General features: G+C 73.7%; 14 protein-coding genes, 1 other RNA gene and 1 pseudogene. 13 read left to right on the forward strand and 3 right to left on the reverse strand.

The window, feature by feature from the left end; all coding sequences use genetic code 11:
• Nucleotides 1-37 precede the first annotated feature (37 nt).
• The 3 genes from C7456_RS07705 to C7456_RS07715 form a co-directional block, all read right to left on the reverse strand.
• Entirely contained in the window at nucleotides 38-1,129 is a 1,092-nt protein-coding gene (locus tag C7456_RS07705; protein ID WP_109723171.1) for a 3-deoxy-7-phosphoheptulonate synthase, read from the reverse strand.
• 571 nt (nucleotides 1,130-1,700) lie between these two features.
• Complete coding sequence (locus C7456_RS07710; RefSeq protein ID WP_109723172.1) at nucleotides 1,701-2,057, reverse strand: YraN family protein; 357 nt, start codon at nucleotides 2,055-2,057, stop codon at nucleotides 1,701-1,703.
• Nucleotides 2,057-3,970, reverse strand: a complete 1,914-nt coding sequence (locus C7456_RS07715) for a penicillin-binding protein activator (protein WP_109723173.1) — start codon at nucleotides 3,968-3,970, stop codon at nucleotides 2,057-2,059. Before C7456_RS07715 ends, C7456_RS07710 begins: the two co-directional genes overlap by 1 nt.
• Nucleotides 3,971-4,053: 83 nt before the next feature.
• On the opposite strand from C7456_RS07715, the gene rsmI reads away from it, so the two are divergent.
• The 13 genes and pseudogenes from rsmI to C7456_RS07780 form a co-directional block, all read left to right on the forward strand.
• Complete coding sequence (gene rsmI, locus C7456_RS07720; protein WP_109723174.1) at nucleotides 4,054-4,881, forward strand: 16S rRNA (cytidine(1402)-2'-O)-methyltransferase; 828 nt, start codon at nucleotides 4,054-4,056, stop codon at nucleotides 4,879-4,881.
• Nucleotides 4,882-4,987: 106 nt separating this feature from the next.
• An RNA gene (gene rnpB / locus C7456_RS07725) (RNase P RNA component class A) lies at nucleotides 4,988-5,349 on the forward strand.
• A gap of 303 nt (nucleotides 5,350-5,652) precedes the next feature.
• Nucleotides 5,653-6,099, forward strand: coding sequence for a division/cell wall cluster transcriptional repressor MraZ (gene mraZ / locus C7456_RS07730; protein WP_170120194.1), 447 nt, complete (start codon nucleotides 5,653-5,655; stop codon nucleotides 6,097-6,099).
• Between the two features lie 41 nt (nucleotides 6,100-6,140).
• The gene (rsmH, locus tag C7456_RS07735) at nucleotides 6,141-7,067 is read left to right on the forward strand and encodes a 16S rRNA (cytosine(1402)-N(4))-methyltransferase RsmH (RefSeq protein ID WP_109723176.1); all 927 of its coding nucleotides are present in this window, start codon (nucleotides 6,141-6,143) and stop codon (nucleotides 7,065-7,067) included.
• Entirely contained in the window at nucleotides 7,064-7,336 is a 273-nt protein-coding gene (gene ftsL / locus C7456_RS07740) for a cell division protein FtsL (RefSeq protein ID WP_109723177.1), read from the forward strand. The genes rsmH and ftsL overlap by 4 nt, the downstream gene beginning before the upstream one ends.
• A complete protein-coding gene (locus tag C7456_RS07745) occupies nucleotides 7,333-9,150 on the forward strand; it encodes a peptidoglycan D,D-transpeptidase FtsI family protein (protein ID WP_245889801.1) in 1,818 nt (605 codons plus the stop codon). Before ftsL ends, C7456_RS07745 begins: the two co-directional genes overlap by 4 nt.
• Complete coding sequence (locus C7456_RS07750) at nucleotides 9,147-10,616, forward strand: UDP-N-acetylmuramoyl-L-alanyl-D-glutamate--2,6-diaminopimelate ligase (RefSeq protein WP_109723179.1); 1,470 nt, start codon at nucleotides 9,147-9,149, stop codon at nucleotides 10,614-10,616. The genes C7456_RS07745 and C7456_RS07750 overlap by 4 nt, the downstream gene beginning before the upstream one ends.
• The gene (locus C7456_RS07755; RefSeq protein ID WP_109723180.1) at nucleotides 10,613-11,980 is read left to right on the forward strand and encodes a UDP-N-acetylmuramoyl-tripeptide--D-alanyl-D-alanine ligase; all 1,368 of its coding nucleotides are present in this window, start codon (nucleotides 10,613-10,615) and stop codon (nucleotides 11,978-11,980) included. The genes C7456_RS07750 and C7456_RS07755 overlap by 4 nt, the downstream gene beginning before the upstream one ends.
• Complete coding sequence (mraY, locus tag C7456_RS07760) at nucleotides 11,970-13,070, forward strand: phospho-N-acetylmuramoyl-pentapeptide-transferase (protein WP_109723181.1); 1,101 nt, start codon at nucleotides 11,970-11,972, stop codon at nucleotides 13,068-13,070. The genes C7456_RS07755 and mraY overlap by 11 nt, the downstream gene beginning before the upstream one ends.
• Before the next feature lie 2 nt (nucleotides 13,071-13,072).
• Nucleotides 13,073-14,296: a putative lipid II flippase FtsW gene (gene ftsW / locus C7456_RS07765; RefSeq protein WP_109723182.1), complete on the forward strand. Its 1,224-nt coding sequence runs from the start codon at nucleotides 13,073-13,075 to the stop codon at nucleotides 14,294-14,296.
• Nucleotides 14,293-15,366: an undecaprenyldiphospho-muramoylpentapeptide beta-N-acetylglucosaminyltransferase gene (gene murG / locus C7456_RS07770; RefSeq protein ID WP_109723183.1), complete on the forward strand. Its 1,074-nt coding sequence runs from the start codon at nucleotides 14,293-14,295 to the stop codon at nucleotides 15,364-15,366. The genes ftsW and murG overlap by 4 nt, the downstream gene beginning before the upstream one ends.
• On the forward strand, nucleotides 15,363-16,805 hold the full coding sequence (murC, locus tag C7456_RS07775) for a UDP-N-acetylmuramate--L-alanine ligase (RefSeq protein WP_109723184.1): 1,443 nt from the start codon (nucleotides 15,363-15,365) through the stop codon (nucleotides 16,803-16,805). Before murG ends, murC begins: the two co-directional genes overlap by 4 nt.
• Nucleotides 16,802-17,743 (forward strand): annotated as a pseudogene (locus C7456_RS07780) (D-alanine--D-alanine ligase); the annotation flags it as partial. The gene murC and the pseudogene C7456_RS07780, both read left to right, overlap by 4 nt.
• Between the last annotated feature and the right edge of the window lie 161 nt (nucleotides 17,744-17,904).

Raw genomic sequence — 17,904 nt, forward strand, 5'->3', positions numbered from 1 at the left:
CCCGGCCCTCTCCCCGGAGGGGAGAGGGAGCAAGCGGTCAGGCGGCCGCGGCGTCCGCCGTGGCGCCGCACGGGGTGGCGTCGCGCCGGCGCCGCACCGCCTCGGCCAGGCGATCCAGCACCTCGACCGTGGTGTCCCAGCCGATGCAGCCGTCGGTGATGCTCTGGCCGTAGACCAGCGGCACGCCGGGCAGCAGCGACTGCTGGCCGGCGACCAGGTGGCTCTCCACCATCGCGCCGACGATGCGCCGCTCGCCGGCCTCGATCTGCGCGGCGATCGCCTCGACCACCGCCGGCTGGTTCTCCGGCTTCTTGCGGCTGTTGGCGTGGCTGGCGTCGATCATCACGCGCGCGGGCAGCCCGGCGCCCTCGAGCACGGCGCAGGCCTGCGCCACGCTGGCCGCGTCGTAGTTGGGCTGCGGGCCGCCGCGCAGGATCACGTGGCAGTCGGCGTTGCCGGTGGTGGCGGCGATGGCGGTGCGGCCCTCCTTGGTCACCGCCATGAAATGGTGCGGCTGCGCGGCGGCCAGCACCGCGTCCACCGCGACGCGCACGCTGCCGTCGGTGCCGTTCTTGAAGCCCACCGGGCAGGACAGCCCGCTGGCCAGCTCGCGGTGCACCTGGCTCTCGGTAGTGCGCGCGCCGATCGCGCCCCACGCCACCAGGTCGGCGATGTACTGCGGGGTGACCATGTCGAGGAACTCGGTGCCGGCCGGCAGGCCCAGCGCGTTGATGTCCAGCAGCAGGCGGCGCGCCAGGTGGAGGCCCTTGTCGATGCGGAAGCTGCCGTCCAGGTCGGGGTCGTTGATCAGGCCCTTCCAGCCCACCGTGGTGCGCGGCTTCTCGAAATACACGCGCATCACGATCTCCAGCTCGCCGGCCAGCCGCCCGCGCTGCGCGGCGAGGCGGCGGGCGTAGTCCAGCGCGGCGGCGGGGTCGTGGATGGAGCAGGGGCCGACCACCACCACCAGGCGGTCGTCGCGTCCCTGCAGGATGCGGTGCACGGCGCGCCGCGCGGCGGCCACGGTGTCGACCGCGCGCGGCGGCGCGGGCAGGTGGGCGATCAGCGCGGCGGGCGCGATCAGCTCCTGCAGGGCATGGATGCGGAGGTCGTCGTTGGGCTGGGGCACGGCTGCGGTTCCTTGTCGGTGGTCCGGCGGCCATGAAAAAAGCCGCCAGGGTGGCTGGCGGCTCTTCGAGGGATTCGGTGTGACCTGGTGTTACTGGGGTCGCGCGCTCGCCTCCGCCGCCGGCATCGGATAGCCGTAAAACCAGAAGTAGCAGCGGCGGGTGGCGAAGGTGATCACGCGGCCATTGGTAACACCATCGGCGCGGTATTGCAACGCCGCATGGCGGATGCCGCCTCTCGGGGCCGGCCCAAAGTCTTCCGGGGAAGAGCGCCAGGAAGGCCGGCGGACGAAGCGAGGGTGGGTGTGGGGCAGCGCTCGCCGCTCTTCCCCTCGTGCATGCTTCTTCGGCCAGGCAAAGCCGGGTTCGACCACACACACGGTGGATTTGTCGCGGCCGGAGGCCACTCCCACAGGGGCCTCGCCAGCCTTGTGCGAGCGGCCTCCGGCCGCGATGCGCGGACCATCGCCCCACGCTCACCATGCCGCGCCGTCGTGGACCGGCGCTCATCCCTTCGCTCTTCCCTGGTCCGCCCGCGGACGGCTCGGGGCACAGGCGGATCGCTAACGTCGCTCAGGCGACCTCGAAGGCGCCGCGCAGCCAGTCCATCCGCGCCGACTCGCCGGGGCCGTCGAAGCTCACCACGTCGAAGCGGCAGGCGCGCTGCGCGTGCTGCGGGTGGGCGGCGAGCCACAGTTCGGCGGTGCGGATCAGCCGGTCCTGCTTGGCCCGGGTGACCGAGGCGGCGGCGTCGCCGTGGCCGGCCCGCGCGCGGTGGCGCACCTCGACGAACACCACGGTGTCGCCCTCGCGCATCACCAGGTCGAGCTCGCCGTGGCGGGTGGCGTAGTTGCGCGCCAGGAGCGCCAGGCCCGCGCGTTCGAGCGCCGCGCAGGCGCGCCGCTCGAAGACGCCGCCGGCGGCGCGCATCAGGACTTGCCGCCGTCCTGCGGCGCGCCGTTGCCGGCCGGCGCCGGCGGGGTGCCCGCGGGCGCGTTGTCCAGCTCCAGGCTGCCGCCCAGCGGGCGCGCCAGGCCGTCGACGAACTTGGCCCAGACCAGCACGCGGCGCACGCGGCCGAACTGGTCGGCGGTGAGCTGGCCGCTGGCGCCGGGCAGGTAGCTGCCCGGGTGGCCGCGCAGCCAGTCCAGGTAGGGCACCAGGCTCCAGGCGTCCATGCCGAAGGCGAACAGCCGCGCCAGGGTGCCGCGCGCGCTCGGCAGCGCCGCGGCGATCTGCGCGTGGCTGGGCAGGCCGGGCTGCGCGTCGAACAGCCACGGCGCGTCGCAGAACTCCACGCCGTTGAGGTCGTTGTCGGCGCCCGCGTCGTCGACGCCGGCGTACACGTGCGAGGTGCCGAACACCGGCAGCGCGACGCGGGCGAGCTGCAGCTGCGGCAGCAGCAGGCGCGCGTCCTGCGGGCGCATGCTGATGAAGATGCCGGCGTCGCCGGTCCCGGCGGCGGTCTCGCCGGGCGGGGCCGCGGCCGCGCCGGTCGGCGTCGACGCGGCCGGCGCCGGGGCGGGGTCCGATGCCGGCGCCGCGGGCGGAATGTGCAGGCCGGCGATGGTGGCGGCGTAGTTCACGCCGCCGGCCGGCAGCGTGGCCATGCCGGCGACGCTGCCGCCGCGCGCCTCCAGCTCGGCCTTGAACGCGCTGGCCGCGCGCTGCGCGAAGTCCGCGCCGGAGACGATCACGTAGGCGCGGTGCAGGCCGCGCTCGACCAGGTGGTCGGCCGCCTGCGCGCCCTCGGTTTCCGGCAGCAGGCCGAACTCGCTGGCGCCGCTGGCGGGCAGGCTGCGGTCGTCGGGATGGTTGAGCGCGAGCAGCGGCACCGGCAGCTGCGCCTGGCCGAACACTGCGGACACCTCGGCGCGGGTCAGCGGGCCGACCACCAGCTGGGCGCCGTCGTTCACCGCCTGCTGGTAGGCCTGCACCGCGCCGGCCGCGTCGCCGCGGCTGTCGTACACGCGCACCTCGGCGCGCGGCGCGTGGTTGTGCGCGTCGTCGGCGTAGGCGGCGAAGAAGCCCTCGCGGATCGCGTTGCTGGCGTCGCCGAACGCGCCGTCGAGCGGCAGCAGCAGCGCCACCTTGGCCGGCATGCGGAAGCCCTCGCGCACGGTGGCCTCGGCGCCGGGCAGCAGCGTGCCGACCGGCTGGTTGAGTTCCGGCTGCGGTCGCGCCACCGCCACGCCGAGCCGGCTGAGCGCCTCGTTCACCCAGGTCAGCATGCGGTCGTCCGGCTGCATCGCGCCGGCGCGCTGCTTGAGCGCCGGCACGCCGAGCCCGGCCAGCAGGTCGATGATCTGCTTGCGGTTCTGCGTCTGGTCCAGGCCGCTCAGCTGCTCGTCCATCTCCACCCGCGTGCGCGCGGCGCCCCAGTCGTCGTGGCTGGCCTCCATCGCGCGGGCGCGCAGCTCCAGCAGGCGCAGGCGCAGGGCGTCGGGAACCTGCAGGCCCGGCTGCGTGGTGAGCTGCAGCGCGGTGGCGGCGTCGCCCTGCTGCAGCGCGGTCTCCGCGCGCAGCAGCGCGTAGCGCGCCGGCTCGTCGCCCTGCAGGCGGTCGGCGCGGATCCTCGCCAGCAGCGGCGCGGCGCGGTCGAGCGCGCCTTCCTGGCGGTAGGTCTCGGCGGCCAGCAGCAGGTAGCGGTCCGGCTCGCGCGACTGCTGCGCGAGGCTGAGGTAGGCCTGCGCCGCCTGGTCGAGCTGGCCCTGGCGGGCGAGGTCGGCGGCCGCCTGTTCGGCGGCGACCTCGGCGGGCGTGTGCACCACGGCGGTAGGCACGCAGCCGCTCAGCAGGAGGGCGATCAGCAGGCCGGTGCCTGCGGCGCGGTACGGGCGCATGAAAGGTCCTCGGCGCGTTGGCGTGGCAAGTGCGCGATCATAGCCGATCGGATCGCCGCGCCGCGGCCAGGGAAACGTCGCCGATGTCACAAGTCCAGCCGGGCTGCCTGTGGGTGGTCGCCACGCCGATCGGCAACCGCGACGACCTCTCCGCGCGCGCCGTCGAGACGCTGCGCGGCGTGGCGGTGATCGCCGCCGAGGACACCCGCCACAGCCGCCCGCTGCTGCTCCACCACAACATCGCCACGCCGCTGCTCGCGCTGCACGAGCACAACGAGCGCGAGGCGGTGGACGCGATCGTGCGGCGCCTGCTCGGCGGCGAGTCGGTGGCGCTGATCTCCGACGCCGGCACGCCGCTGGTCAGCGACCCCGGCTTCCGGCTGGTGCGCGCGGCGCGCGCGGCGGGCATCCGCTGCATCCCGGTGCCGGGCGCCTGCGCCGCGATCGCGGCGCTGTCGGTGGCCGGCCTGCCCAGCGACCGCTTCGTGTTCGAGGGCTTCCTGCCGCCCAAGGCCGCGGCGCGGCAGGCGCGGCTGCGCGAGCTGGCGGGCGAGGCGCGCACGCTGATCTTCTACGAGTCCTCGCACCGCGTGGCCGAGAGCCTGGCCGACATGCGCGACGCGTTCGGCGCGCCGCGCGAGGCGGTGCTGGCCCGCGAGCTGACCAAGCTGTTCGAGACGGTGCTCGGCGAGCCGCTGGGCGAGCTCGCCGCCCGCGTGGCCGCCGACCCGGACCAGCAGCGCGGCGAATGCGTGATCCTGGTCGCCGGCCGCGGCGAGGAGGCCGACGCGCGGCTGGCCGAGGGGCAGCGCGTGTTCGCGATCCTGCGCGAGGAGCTGCCGCCGGCGAAGGCGGCCAAGCTGGCGGCGGCGATCAGCGGGGCGCCGCGCAAGGCGCTGTACCAGGGGTGAGGGGCGAGTGGCGAGGGCGCCAGCCCGCGATGCGTCGCCCGGCTCGCTGCCGAGAACGGCCGTCGCGCCCTCGCCACTCGCCCCTCATCCCTCTACAATGTCACGTGGAGTCGGCCGGACAGTCGCGTCGCACATGCTGCGTCGAGGAAAGTCCGGGCTCCGCAGGGCAGGGTGCCAGGTAACGCCTGGGCGGCGCGAGCCGACGGCCAGTGCAACAGAGAGCAGACCGCCGATGGCCCGCAAGGGCACAGGCAAGGGTGAAACGGTGCGGTAAGAGCGCACCGCGTGCGGGGCCAACGCCGCACGGCACGGTAAACCCCACCCGGAGCAAGACCGAATAGGGGAACGATAACGCGGCCCGCGTTGTTCCCGGGTAGGTCGCTGGAGCCAGGCGGCGACGCCTGGCCGAGAGGAATGACTGTCGCGCCGCAAGGCGTACAGAACCCGGCTTACAGGCCGACTCCACCTTTTCCCGCCGTTCCTTCCCCGGCCCCGGCAGGGCCGGGGCGGGCGCGCGCCGGCCAGGTGAATGGCCCGTTCATGCCGTGCCCGCGCGCGGCGCCGGGGTGGCGACCGGCGGGTACAGGCGTCTGCGCAAAAAAGCTCCAGCTTTCAAGCACCTCTGGAGGCTTCCTCGAAAATGCTGGAATTTCTGCCCCAGCTTCGCCTTTCTCCTTGATTCACAAAAGAAAATCGCTTGACAGTCTCAGGCGGCGAGACTATCGTGGCATTCAGTGTGAAATCGTGGGAATTAGTGGAGTCACTTGGGTCGTGTTCCAGGGCGAGACCGCCATCACCGTCGACGACAAGGGCCGGCTGGCCATCCCGACCGCGTATCGGGAGCTGGTCGCCGGCGCGTGCGCGAACCGGCTGGTGATCACCTACAACCCCTTCGAGACGGGCTGCCTGTGGCTGTTCCCGTACGCGGAGTGGGAGCAGGTGCGCGACCAGGTGAACGCGCTGCCCAAGGTCAAGGCGGCCCATCGGGACATGCAGATGAAACTGGTCGGCGCCGCGGCGGTGGTCGAGCCGGACGGCGCCGCGCGCATCCTGCTGCCGGCCAGCCAGCGCGCGACCACGGGCATCGAGAAGAAGGCGGTGCTGCTGGGCATGGGCAACAAGTTCGAGCTTTGGAGCGAACAGGCCCACCTGGCCAAGATCCGCCAGACCATCGGCGAAGACGAGATCACCGACGAAATGGCCGAGCTGCGCCTGTAAGGGCGCGGCGCGGATGTGCGGGACGGGAGCGGGAGTGCGGCATGGCCGAGCGTGAGTTGCGGCACATCCCGGTGATGCTGGGCGAAGCAGTGGAGGGACTCGCCGTGCGGGCAGGCGGGCGTTATCTCGATGGCACCTTCGGACGCGGCGGCCACGCCCGCGCCGTGCTGTCGCGCCTGGGCCCCGCCGGCCGCCTGCTGCTGATGGACCGCGACCCGCAGGCGGTCGCCACGGCGCGCGCCGAGTTCGGCGCCGACCCGCGCGTGGCGATCCGCCACGCCAATTTCTCCTCCATGGCCGAGTGGGACGAGACCGCCGGCGGCCTGGACGGCATCCTGCTCGACCTCGGCGTGTCCTCGCCGCAGCTGGACGAGGCCGCGCGCGGCTTCAGCTTCATGGCCGACGCGCCGCTGGACATGCGCATGGACCCCACCCAGGGCGAGAGCGCGGCCGACTTCCTCGCGCGCGCCGGCGAGCGCGAGATCGCCGACGTGCTGTGGACCTACGGCGAGGAGCGCTTCAGCCGGAAGATCGCCCGCGCCATCGTCGCGCAGCGCGCCGAGCGGCCGATCACCCGCACCGGCGAGCTGGCCGCGCTGATCGAGCGCGCCGTCGGCCGCCGCGAGCCGGGCAAGCACCCGGCCACGCGCAGCTTCCAGGCCCTGCGCATCCGCGTGAACGGCGAGCTGGAATCGCTCGGGCGGGGCCTCGACGCGGCGCTGTCGCTGCTCAGGCCGGGCGGCCGCCTGTCGGTGATCAGCTTTCATTCGCTGGAGGACCGCGCGGTCAAGCGCTTCATCCGCGACCACGAGGGCCGCGTGCAGGGCAGCCGGCGCGGCCCGCCGGTCGCCGCGGCGCCGGCGCGGCTGAAGGCGGTGGGCAAGCCGTGCTTCCCCGCGGAGGCCGAGCTGGCGGCCAACCCGCGCGCCCGCTCGGCGGTGCTGCGCGTGGCGGAGAAGCTCGCATGAAGGCCGCCGGCGCGGTGGCCCTGGTGGTGCTGCTGCTGGCCGTGCTGGCCAGCGCGATCGGCGTGGTGTGGGCGCGCCACGAGAGCCGCGTGCTGTTCGTGCAGCTGAGCGGGCTGCAGAACCAGCGCGACGAGCTCAACATCGAGTACGGCCGGCTGGAGCTGGAGCAGGCCACCTGGGCCGAGCCGCGCCGCATCGACGAGGAGGCGCGCAGCAAGCTCGGCATGGTCATGCCGCGTCCGCAGGACGTCCAGCTGGTGCGCCGATGACCCTGCGCCCCCGTCCCGTCGCCCTCACCCAGTCGAGCCGCCGCCGTGTCGCCGCGCCAAGCGCGCGGCGCCGCATGACGGTGGTGGTGGCCGTGCTGGTGCTGGCCGCGCTGGGCCTGCTCGCGCGCGCGTTCGACCTGCAGGTGGTGCGCAAGCAGTTCTACCAGGAGCAGGGCGAGGCGCGCTTCCTGCGCGAGATGCCGATCGCGGTGTCGCGCGGCACCATCTTCGACCGCAACGGCGAGCCGCTGGCGGTATCCACCCCGGTGGTCTCGATCTGGGCCAACCCGCCGGAGGTGCTGGAGAACGAGGAGCGCATCCCCGAGCTGGCGCGCGCGCTGGGCGTGGACGCGGCCGAGCTGAAGGAACGGCTGGCGCAGCGCTCCGACCGCGAGTTCGTCTACCTGCGCCGGCAGATGCCGCCGGAGGCGGCGCAGGCGGTGCTGGACCTGGGCATCCCCGGGGTCAACGGCCAGCGCGAGTACAAGCGCTACTACCCCTCGGGCGAGGTGACCGCGCACGTGCTCGGCTTCACCAACATCGACGACCACGGCCAGGAGGGGCTGGAGCTGGCCTTCGACGACTGGCTGGCCGGCAAGCCCGGCGCCAAGCGGGTGATCCGCGACCGCATGGGCCACGTGGTGGAGGACGTCGAGCTGGTGCGCGAGCCCAAGCCGGGCAAGAGCCTCACGCTCAGCATCGACCGGCGCATCCAGTTCCTCGCCTACAACGAGCTGAAGAGCGCGCTGGAGCAGTTCGAGGCCGAGTCCGGCTCGATGGTGATCCTCGACGCGAAGAGCGGCGAGGTGCTGGCGATGGTCAACCTGCCCACCTACAACCCCAACGCGGTGCGCGGCAGCTCGGCCGCGCAGCGGCGCAACCGCGCGATGACCGACGTGCTGGAGCCCGGCTCCACGGTCAAGCCGATCCTGATGACCGCGGCGCTGGCCAGCGGCAGGTTCACCCCGACCAGCCCGCTGATCGACACCGGCGGCGGGCACTGGTTCTTCCAGGGCCACGACATCCACGACACGCACAACTGGGGCGTGCTGACGCCCACCGGGGTGATCACCAAGTCCAGCAACGTGGGCGCGGCGCACATCGCGATGCAGCTGGACACCGCGCTGATGTACGACACCTACCGCGCGTTCGGCTTCGGCAACAGCACCAACAGCGGCTTTCCCGGCGAGGCCTCCGGCTACCTCAAGGTCGGCCGCGACTGGCGCCCGCTGGAGAAGGCGATCATGGGCTACGGCTACGGCCTCAACGTGACCCCGCTGCAGCTGGCCAACGCCTACGCCACGCTGGCCGACGGCGGCGTGATGCACTCGCCCACCTTCGTCAAGGACGCGATCAACGAGCCCAGAGCCATCGTCACACCGGAGATCGCCGCGCAGGTGGTGAAGATGATGGAGACGGTGACCGCGCCGGGCGGCACCGCCACCGCGGCGCAGGTGGCCAACTACATCGTCGCCGGCAAGACCGGCACCGCGCACAAGGCCTCCGCCGGCGGCTACGCCAAGAACAACTACACCGCCGCCTTCGCCGGCATGGTGCCGGCCACCGACCCGCGCCTGGTCGGCGTGGTGATCATCGACGACCCGAAGAAGCGCAGCTACTACGGCGGCATGGTCTCCGGCCCGGTGTTCGCCAAGGTGATGGAGGGCGCGCTGCGCCTGCTCGACGTGCCGCCGGACAACATCGGGCGCTGGTACGCGGGCGGCCCGCTGCAGGGCCAGGGCGGCTTGGTCGGCGCCAAGCCGAAGGACGACGTGTCGATCGACGACGAGCCGATCGAGGACCCGAACCCATGACGGCGCGCCCGCTCTCCCAGCTGCTCGCCGGCATCGCCGACCCCGCCGGGCTCGGCGACCTGGCCGTTTCGGGGCTCGCGCTCGACTCGCGCCAGGTGCGCGAGGGCGACGCCTTCCTGGCCCTGCGCGGCACCCGCGAGCACGGCATCGCCTTCGCGCCGGGCGCGGTGCGCCGCGGCGCGCGGGTGGTGCTGGCCGAGGCGCCGCCGCAGCCGGCGGACGAGGCCGGCGCGCCGCTGCTGTGGATCGACGGCCTGCACCGGCAGGTCGGCGAGATCGCCGCGCGCTTCTACGGTCGCCCGTCCGAGGCGATGCACGTGGTCGGCGTCACCGGCACCAACGGCAAGACCTCCACCGTGCAGCTGCTGGCGCAGGCGCTGAGCCGGCTCGGCCACCGCGCCGCCACCATCGGCACGCTCGGCGCCGGCCTGCACGGGCAGCTGCGCGAGGGCGAGCGCACCACGCCGGACGCGATCAGCGTGCAGCGCCTGCTGGCGGACTTCCGCGCGCAGGGCGCCACCCACGTGGCGATGGAGGTGTCCTCGCACGCGCTGGAACAGGGCCGCGTGGGCGCGGTGGCGTTCCAGGTGGCGGTGTTCACCAACCTCACCCGCGACCACCTGGACTACCACGGCAGCATGGAGGCCTACGGCGCGGCCAAGGCGAAGCTGTTCGCCTGGCCGGGCCTGCAGGCCGCGGTGGTGAACGTCGACGACGCCTTCGGCCGCACGCTGGCCGCAGGATTGGCGCCGGGCGTGCGCGCGCTGCGCTACAGCGCCGCGGGCGACGCCGGCGCCGAGCTCGCCGCGCGCGACGTCGCCACCTCCACCGAGGGGCTGGCCTTCACGCTGCGCACGCCATGGGGCGAGCGGCCCCTGCGCAGCCCGCTGCTGGGGCGCTTCAACGTGGCCAACCTGCTCGCCGTGGCGGGCGCGCTCGGCGCGCTGGAGATGCCGTTCGCGCGGATCGCGGACACGCTGGAGGCGCTCGGGCCGATCCCCGGCCGCATGAACCGCCTGGGCGGCGGCGCGGAGCGGCCGCTGGTGGTGGTCGACTACGCACACACGCCCGACGCGCTGGAGCAGGCGCTGTCCGCGCTGCGCGCGCACTGCGCGGGACGGCTGATCTGCGTGTTCGGCTGCGGCGGCGAGCGCGACGCCGGCAAGCGCCCGCAGATGGGCGCGATCGCCGAGCGGCTGGCCGACGTGGCGATCGTCACCGACGACAACCCGCGCGGCGAGGACGGCGACGCCATCGTGGCGCAGATCCTGGCCGGCATGGCCCGGCCCGCCACGGTGCTGCGCGACCGTGCCGCGGCGATCGGTCACGCGCTGGCGCAGGCGCGGCCGGGCGACGTGGTGCTGGTCGCCGGCAAGGGCCACGAGACCTACCAGGAAGGCCCGGGCGGCAAGCGCCCGTTCGACGACCTCGCGGTGGCGCGCGCTCTGCTGGAGAAGAACGCATGATGCGGCTGAGCGCCATCGCCTTGTGGACCCACGGCCGCCTGCTCGGCGCCGACGCGGACGTCGCCGGGGTGGCGATCGACACGCGCAGGCTGCGCCCGGGCGACCTGTTCGTGGCGATCAAGGGCGAGCGCGTGGACGGCCACGACTTCCTCGCCGACGCCGCCGCGCGCGGCGCGGTGGCCGCGCTGGTCGAGCGCCGGGTGGACGGCCCGCTGCCGCAGGTGCTGGTGGGCGACAGCGCGCTGGCGCTGGGCGACCTGGCCAGCGCGGTGCGCGCGCAGCGCAGCGCGCGCGTGGTCGGCATCACCGGCTCCAACGGCAAGACCACGGTGAAGACGCTCGCCGCCTCGATCCTCTCGCGCCACGGCCGCACCCACGTCAACGCCGGCAACTACAACAACGAGCTGGGCCTGCCGCTGACCCTGCTGGCGATGCCGGAGGACGCCGAGTACGCGGTGCTGGAGATGGGCGCGGGCAAGCCCGGCGACATCGCCTACCTCGCCGCCATCGCGCGGCCCGACATCGGCCTCGTCAACACCATCGCGCCGGCGCACCTTGAGCGCATGGGCAGCGTGGAAGGCGTGGCCGAGACCAAGGGCGCGCTGTACCAGGCGCTGCCCGCGGACGGCGTGGCGATCATCAACGCGGACGACGCCTTCGCCGGCTTCTTCGCCGGCCTGGCCGGCGCGCGCCGCACGCTGCGCTTCGGGCTGGACCACAAGGCCGACGTCGGCGCCGACATCGTGGCGCTGCGCGTGGACGGCTCGGACTTCGTGCTGAGCACGCCGCAGGGCGACGCCGAGGTGGACCTGCCGCTGCCGGGCCGCCACAACGTCGCCAACGCGCTGGCCGCGGCGGCCATCGCGCTGGCGCTGGAGGTGCCGCTGGCCGCCATCGTGGAAGGGCTGGAGCAGGCGCCCGGCGTGGCCGGCCGGCTGCGCGCCGAGGCGATGCCCGGCGGCTGGACGCTGATCGACGACAGCTACAACGCCAACCCCGGCTCGGTCGGCGCGGCGATCGACACGCTGGCGCTGGCGTCCGGCGAGCGCTGGCTGGTGCTGGGCGACATGGCCGAGCTGGGCGCCGGGGCGCGCGCGCTGCACGCGGGCATCGGCGCGCGCGCGAAGGCGGCGGGGATCGAGCGGCTGTTCGCCGCCGGCCCGCTGGCCGCGGCGGCGGCGGAAGCCTTCGGCGCGGGCGGCGAGCACCACGCCGACAAGGCGGCGCTGGCGGCGTCGCTGAAGCGGCAGCTGCACGCGGGCGTCACCTGCCTGGTCAAGGGCTCGCGCTCGGCCGGCATGGAGCAGGTGGTGGCCGCGCTGAAGAACGGCGGGCAAGGGGAGGGCGCATCCGATGCTGCTTGAACTGGCGGACTGGATGGCGCGGCACTTCACCGCCCTGCACCTGTTCCAGTACATCACCTTCCGCACGATCATGGCCGCGCTCACCGCGCTGGCGCTGTCGCTGCTGTTCGGGCCGCGCATGATCAACGAGCTGGCCGCGCTCAAGGCGGGCCAGGTGGTGCGCAAGGACGGCCCGCAGAGCCACCTGTCCAAGGCCGGCACGCCGACCATGGGCGGCGTGATGATCCTGCTCGCGGTGGCGATCAGCACGCTGCTGTGGACCGACCTGCACAACCGCTACGTGTGGACGGTGCTGGCGGTGCTGGTGTGCTTCGGCGCGATCGGCTTCTACGACGACTACAAGAAGCTGGTGCTGAGGGACAGCCGCGGCCTGGCCTCGCGCTGGAAGTACTTCTGGCAGTCGGTGTTCGGCCTGGCGGCCGCGCTGTTCCTCTACCACACCGCGCCGCACGCCACCGGCCTGGCGCCGGTGCCGGAGACGGCGCTGTTCGTGCCGCTGTTCAAGCAGGTGGCGGTGCCGCTGGGGCTGTTCTTCGTGGTGATCGCCTACTTCATGATCGTGGGCTTCTCCAACGCGGTGAACCTCACCGACGGCCTGGACGGCCTGGCGATCATGCCGACCGTGCTGGTCTCCGGCGCGCTGGGCGTGTTCGCCTACCTGGCCGGCAACCGGGTGTTCTCCGAGTACCTGGGCATCCCGCCCATCCCCGGCGCGGGCGAGCTGGCGATCGTGTGCGGCGCGCTGTCCGGCGCGGGGCTGGGCTTCCTGTGGTTCAACACCTACCCGGCGCAGGTGTTCATGGGCGACGTCGGCGCGCTGGCGATCGGCGCGGCGCTGGCGACCGTCGCGGTGATCGTGCGGCAGGAGATCGTGCTGATCGTGATGGGCGGCGTGTTCGTGATGGAGACGGTCTCGGTGATGCTGCAGGTGGCCAGCTTCAAGCTCACCGGCAGGCGCATCTTCCGCATGGCGCCGATCCACCACCACTTCGAGCTGAAGGGCTGGCCCGAGCCGCGGGTGATCGTGCGCTTCTGGATCATCAGCGTGGTGCTGGTGCTGGTCGGCCTGGCGACGTTGAAGGTGCGCTGACGATGTTCGGCTTCGGTTCCAGCCAGGCGATCAAGCGGCACGGCCCGCGCGGCAGCTTCGACCTGCCGCTGCTGGTCGCGCTGGTCGGCCTGGCCGGCCTCGGCGTGGTGATGGTGGCCTCCAGCTCGATCGCGGTGGCCGACAGCCAGCACGTCGGCGCGCTCTACTACCTCAAGAAGCACCTGTTCTACCTCGGCCTGGGCCTGGTGCTGGCCGGCGCGGCGATGCGCACCGAGCTGAAGCTGCTGGAGAAGTACTCGCTGCCGCTGCTGCTGCTCGGCGGCCTGCTGCTGCTGGCGGTGTTCGTGCCGCACGTGGGCATGCGCATCAACGGCGCGCGGCGCTGGCTCAACCTGATCGTGCTGAGCTTCCAGCCGGTGGAGGCGATGAAGCTGATCCTGGTGATGTACGTGGCGAGCTTCCTGGTGCGCCACCGCGAGAGCGTGGAGACCAAGTTCTGGGGCCTGCTGCGGCCGATCATCGTGGCCGGCGCGATCGTCGTGCTGCTGCTGCTGCAGCCGGACTTCGGCTCGGCCACGCTGGTGATCGCGGTCACCATCGGCATGGTCTGGCTGGGCGGCGCGCGGCCGCTCTACCTGTTCCTGATGGGCCTGCCGCTGATGCCGGCGCTGGTGGTCGCGGCGACCAGCGAGAGCTACCGCATGAAGCGGCTGACCTCGTTCATGGACCCGTGGAAGGACCCGTTCAACGACGGCTTCCAGCTCACCCAGTCGCTGATGGCGATCGGCCGCGGCGAGTGGACCGGGGTGGGGCTGGGCTCGAGCGTGCTCAAGCTGTCCTACCTGCCCGAGGCGCACACCGACTTCATCCTCGCGGTGATCGGCGAGGAGCTGGGCCTGGCCGGCATCGCGCTGGTGATCGGCCTGTTCGCGCTGGCGGTGGGGCGCGGGCTGTACCTGGGCCTGAAGGGCGTGGAGCTGGGCCAGCGCTTCGCCGGCTACGTGGCCTTCGGCATCTCGCTGATGCTGGGCCTGCAGGCGATGGTGTCGATCGGGGTGAACCTCGGCGCGCTGCCGACCAAGGGCCTGACCCTGCCGCTGATCAGCTCGGGCGGCTCCTCGGTGCTGCTCACCTGCGCGATGGCCGGCGTGCTGCTGCGCGCCACCTTCGAGATCAACCGCGCGCTCGACGCGCGCCAGATGGCCACCCGCGTGCCGGCGCTGGCGGTGCCGGGCGCGGCCCTGCGCGAAGGAGCGGCGGCATGAGCGGCCAGCGGCCCGTGCTGATCATGGCCGGCGGCACCGGCGGCCACATCTTTCCCGGCCTGGCCGTGGCCGAGACGCTGCGCGCGCAGGGCGTGCCGGTGGCCTGGCTGGGCGCGGCCGGCGGCATGGAGACGCGCGTGGTGCCGGCGCACGGCATCGAGCTGCACACCGTGGCGGTCGGCGGCCTGCGCGGCAAGGGCCTGAAGACGCGGCTGCTGGCGCCGCTGATGCTGGCGCGTTCGCTCGCCGCCTCGCTCGGCGTGCTGCGCCGGCTCAGGCCGCGCAGCGTGCTGTCGATGGGCGGCTACGTGGCCGGTCCCGGCGGCGTGGCCGCGCGCCTCACCGGCGTGCCGCTGCTGGTGCACGAGCAGAACCGCGTGGCCGGCTTCACCAACCGCAAGCTGGCCCACCACGCGCGCCGCGTGCTGGCCGGCTTCGCCGACGCGCTGCCCGGCGCCGAGTGGGTGGGCAACCCGGTGCGCGCGGCGATCGCCGCGCTGCCCGCGCCCGCGCAGCGCCTCGCCGGCCGCGCGGGCCGGCCGCGCCTGCTGGTGCTGGGCGGCAGCCTGGGCGCGCGCGCGCTCAACCTCGCGCTGCCGAAGGCGCTGGCGCTGCTGCCGCCGGAGCGCCGCCCGGAGGTGCTGCACCAGTGCGGCCAGCGCGGCCTCGACGAGGCGCGCGCGGCCTATACACAGGCCGGCGTCGAGGCGCAGGTGGTGCCCTTCGTCGAGGACATGGCCGGCACCTACGCCTGGGCCGACCTCGCGGTGTGCCGCGCCGGCGCGCTGACCCTCGCCGAGCTCACCGCCGCCGGGCTCGGCGCGGTGCTCGTGCCCTTCCCGCACGCGGTGGACGACCACCAGACCCGCAACGCCGAGGCGCTGGTCGCCGCCGGCGCCGCCGAACTGATCCAGGAACGCGATTTGGACCTACAGCAACTCGCGCAGCGCCTCGACGCGCTGCTGCACGACCGCGCGCGCCTGCGCGCGATGGCCGAGGCCGCGCGCGCGCTGGCCAAGCCCGACGCCGCGCAGGCGATCGCGCGCGCCTGCCTGGAGGTGGCCGCATGACGCCGCGCCGCCTGCTCGCGCACGAGGACCTCATGAGCACCTTCCGCCGCGTGCACTTCATCGGCATCGGCGGCGTCGGCATGAGCGGCATCGCCGAGGTGCTGCACAACCTGGGCTACACCGTGTCCGGCTCGGACAAGGCCAACTCGCCCACCGCGCAGCGGCTGGCCAAGCTCGGCATCGCCGTGCACGTGGGCCACGCGGCCGGGCACGTGGGCGACGCCGACGTGGTGGTGACCTCCAGCGCGATCCGCCAGGACAACCCGGAGCTGGTCGCCGCCCGCGCCGCGCGCATCCCGGTGATCCCGCGCGCGGAGATGCTGGGCGAGCTGATGCGCTTCCGCCGCGGCATCGCCATCGCCGGCACGCACGGCAAGACCACCACCACCAGCCTGGTCGCCAGCGTGCTGGCCGAGGCCGGCTACGACCCCACCTTCGTGATCGGCGGCCAGCTCAACGCCGCCGGCGCCAACGCGCGGCTGGGCACCGGCCAGTACCTGGTGGCCGAGGCGGACGAGTCGGACGGCTCCTTCCTGCTGCTGTCGCCGGTGATCGCCGCGATCACCAACATCGACGCCGACCACCTGGAGAACTACCACGGCGACTTCGCCGAGGTGAAGAAGGCCTTCGCCGACTTCCTGCACCGCCTGCCGTTCTACGGCCTGGCCGTGCTGTGCGTGGACGACCCCGAGGTGGCGGAGCTGGCCAGGGACACCACGCGCCGCGTGACGACCTACGGCATCGACGCGGCCGACGCCGACGTGCGCGCCAGCCGCATCGAGCAGCACGGCTTCCGCATGCACTTCGACCTGCACCTGCCGGGCCGCGACAGCGCGCTGCCGGTGGAACTCAACCTGCCGGGCCGGCACAACGTGCTCAACGCGCTGGCCGCCGCCAGCATCGGCTGGCAGCTCGGCGTGGAGCCGGTGGCGATCGCCCGCGCGCTGGCCAGCTTCCAGGGCGTGGGCCGGCGCTTCCACCGCCGCGGCGAGCTGGCGCTGGACCAGGGCAGCGTGCTGCTGGTGGACGACTACGGCCACCATCCGCGCGAGCTGGCCGCGGTGTTCGCCGCCGCGCGCGGCGGCTGGCCGGAGCGCCGGCTGGTGGTGGCCTTCCAGCCGCACCGCTACAGCCGCACGCGCGACCTGATGGACGACTTCGCCAACGTGCTGGCCGAGGCCGACGTGCTGGTGCTCACCGACGTCTACCCGGCCGGCGAGGCGCCGATCGCCGGCGCCGACGGCCGCGCGCTGGCGCGCGCGGTGCGCGCGCGCGGCAAGGTCGACCCGGTGCTGGTCGAGCACCCGCGCGAGTTCAAGGACACCCTGCCGGCGCTGCTGCGCGACGGCGACCTGCTGCTGCTGCTCGGCGCCGGCGACATCGGCGCGGCGGCGGTGGAGCTGGCGCAGGCCGGCCAACTGAAGACGGGCAAGGCATGAGCAAGACGATTACCGATCCGGCACAGTTCGGCCGCGTCGCGGTGGTGATGGGCGGCAGCTCCGCCGAGCGCGAGGTGTCGCTGGACTCCGGCCGCAACGTGCTGGCGGCGCTGCGCTCGCGCGGCGTGGACGCGCACGCCATCGACGGCATCCCGGCGCTGCTCGACGCGCTGCGCGCCGGCCACTTCGCGCGCGTGTTCAACATCCTGCACGGCCAGCACGGCGGCGGCGAGGACGGCGTGCTGCAGGGCGCGCTGGAATCGCTCAACGTGCCCTACACCGGCTCGGGCGTGCTCGGCTCGGCGCTGTCGATGGACAAGGTGCGCGCCAAGCGCGTGTGGCAGTCGATGGGCCTGCCCACGCCCGGGTTCGCGGCGCTGCCGCGCGGCGCGGACGCCGCCGCGGTGCACGCGGCGGCGCGCGAGGTCGGCTACCCGCTGATCGTCAAGCCCGCCTGCGAGGGCTCCAGCGTGGGCGTCACCCGCGTGTTCGAGGAGGCGCGGCTGGACAGCGCGGTCGAGCTGGCGGCGAGGTACCCGGGCGACCTGCTGATGGAGACGCTGATCGAGGGCGACGAGCTCACCGTCGGCATCCTCGGCCGCCAGGTGCTGCCGTCCATCCACATCGTGCCCAAGGGCGCGTTCTACGACTACGACGCCAAGTACGTCGCCGAGGACACCCAGTACCTCTGCCCGGGCCTGCAGGGCGAGGCCGAGCAGGAGATCCGCCGCCTCGCGCTGGCCGCGTTCGACGCGCTGGGCTGCTCCGGCTGGGGCCGCGTGGACGTGATGCGCGACCGCCAGGGCCGCAACTGGCTGCTGGAGGTGAACACCGCGCCGGGCATGACCTCGCACTCGCTGGTGCCCAAGGCCGCGGCGGCGGCCGGCATCGACTACGCCACGCTGTGCTGGCGGGTGCTGGAGACGAGTTTCAAGGAGCAGGGAGCGGGGAACGGCGAACGGGGAACGGGCGGTTTCCATGACGTCGCAGGCCGCGCTCCGGTCGGCTCGTCCGGGTCCGGAACCCCCCATCCGCCGGATACTGCCCGTTCCCCGTTCCCCGTTCCCGGTTCCCGGACCGGCTCCGCAGGAGACGGTCC

The sequence above is a fragment of the Fulvimonas soli genome, assembly GCF_003148905.1.
Taxonomy (GTDB): Bacteria; Pseudomonadota; Gammaproteobacteria; order Xanthomonadales; family Rhodanobacteraceae; genus Fulvimonas; species Fulvimonas soli.

Bases quoted from the DNA above. Each gene is read 5' to 3' on its own strand.
- murG (WP_109723183.1), top strand. From the start codon at position 14,293: ATGAGCGGCCAGCGGCCCGTGCTGATCATGGCCGGCGGCACCGGCGGC.
- C7456_RS07755 (WP_109723180.1), top strand. From the start codon at position 10,613: ATGATGCGGCTGAGCGCCATCGCCTTGTGGACCCACGGCCGCCTGCTC.
- ftsW (WP_109723182.1), top strand. From the start codon at position 13,073: ATGTTCGGCTTCGGTTCCAGCCAGGCGATCAAGCGGCACGGCCCGCGC.
- murC (WP_109723184.1), top strand. From the start codon at position 15,363: ATGACGCCGCGCCGCCTGCTCGCGCACGAGGACCTCATGAGCACCTTC.
- C7456_RS07745 (WP_245889801.1), top strand. From the start codon at position 7,333: ATGACCCTGCGCCCCCGTCCCGTCGCCCTCACCCAGTCGAGCCGCCGC.
- C7456_RS07715 (WP_109723173.1), bottom strand. From the start codon at position 3,970: ATGCGCCCGTACCGCGCCGCAGGCACCGGCCTGCTGATCGCCCTCCTG.
- C7456_RS07750 (WP_109723179.1), top strand. From the start codon at position 9,147: ATGACGGCGCGCCCGCTCTCCCAGCTGCTCGCCGGCATCGCCGACCCC.
- C7456_RS07710 (WP_109723172.1), bottom strand. From the start codon at position 2,057: ATGCGCGCCGCCGGCGGCGTCTTCGAGCGGCGCGCCTGCGCGGCGCTC.
- rsmH (WP_109723176.1), top strand. From the start codon at position 6,141: ATGGCCGAGCGTGAGTTGCGGCACATCCCGGTGATGCTGGGCGAAGCA.
- rsmI (WP_109723174.1), top strand. From the start codon at position 4,054: ATGTCACAAGTCCAGCCGGGCTGCCTGTGGGTGGTCGCCACGCCGATC.
- ftsL (WP_109723177.1), top strand. From the start codon at position 7,064: ATGAAGGCCGCCGGCGCGGTGGCCCTGGTGGTGCTGCTGCTGGCCGTG.
- mraY (WP_109723181.1), top strand. From the start codon at position 11,970: ATGCTGCTTGAACTGGCGGACTGGATGGCGCGGCACTTCACCGCCCTG.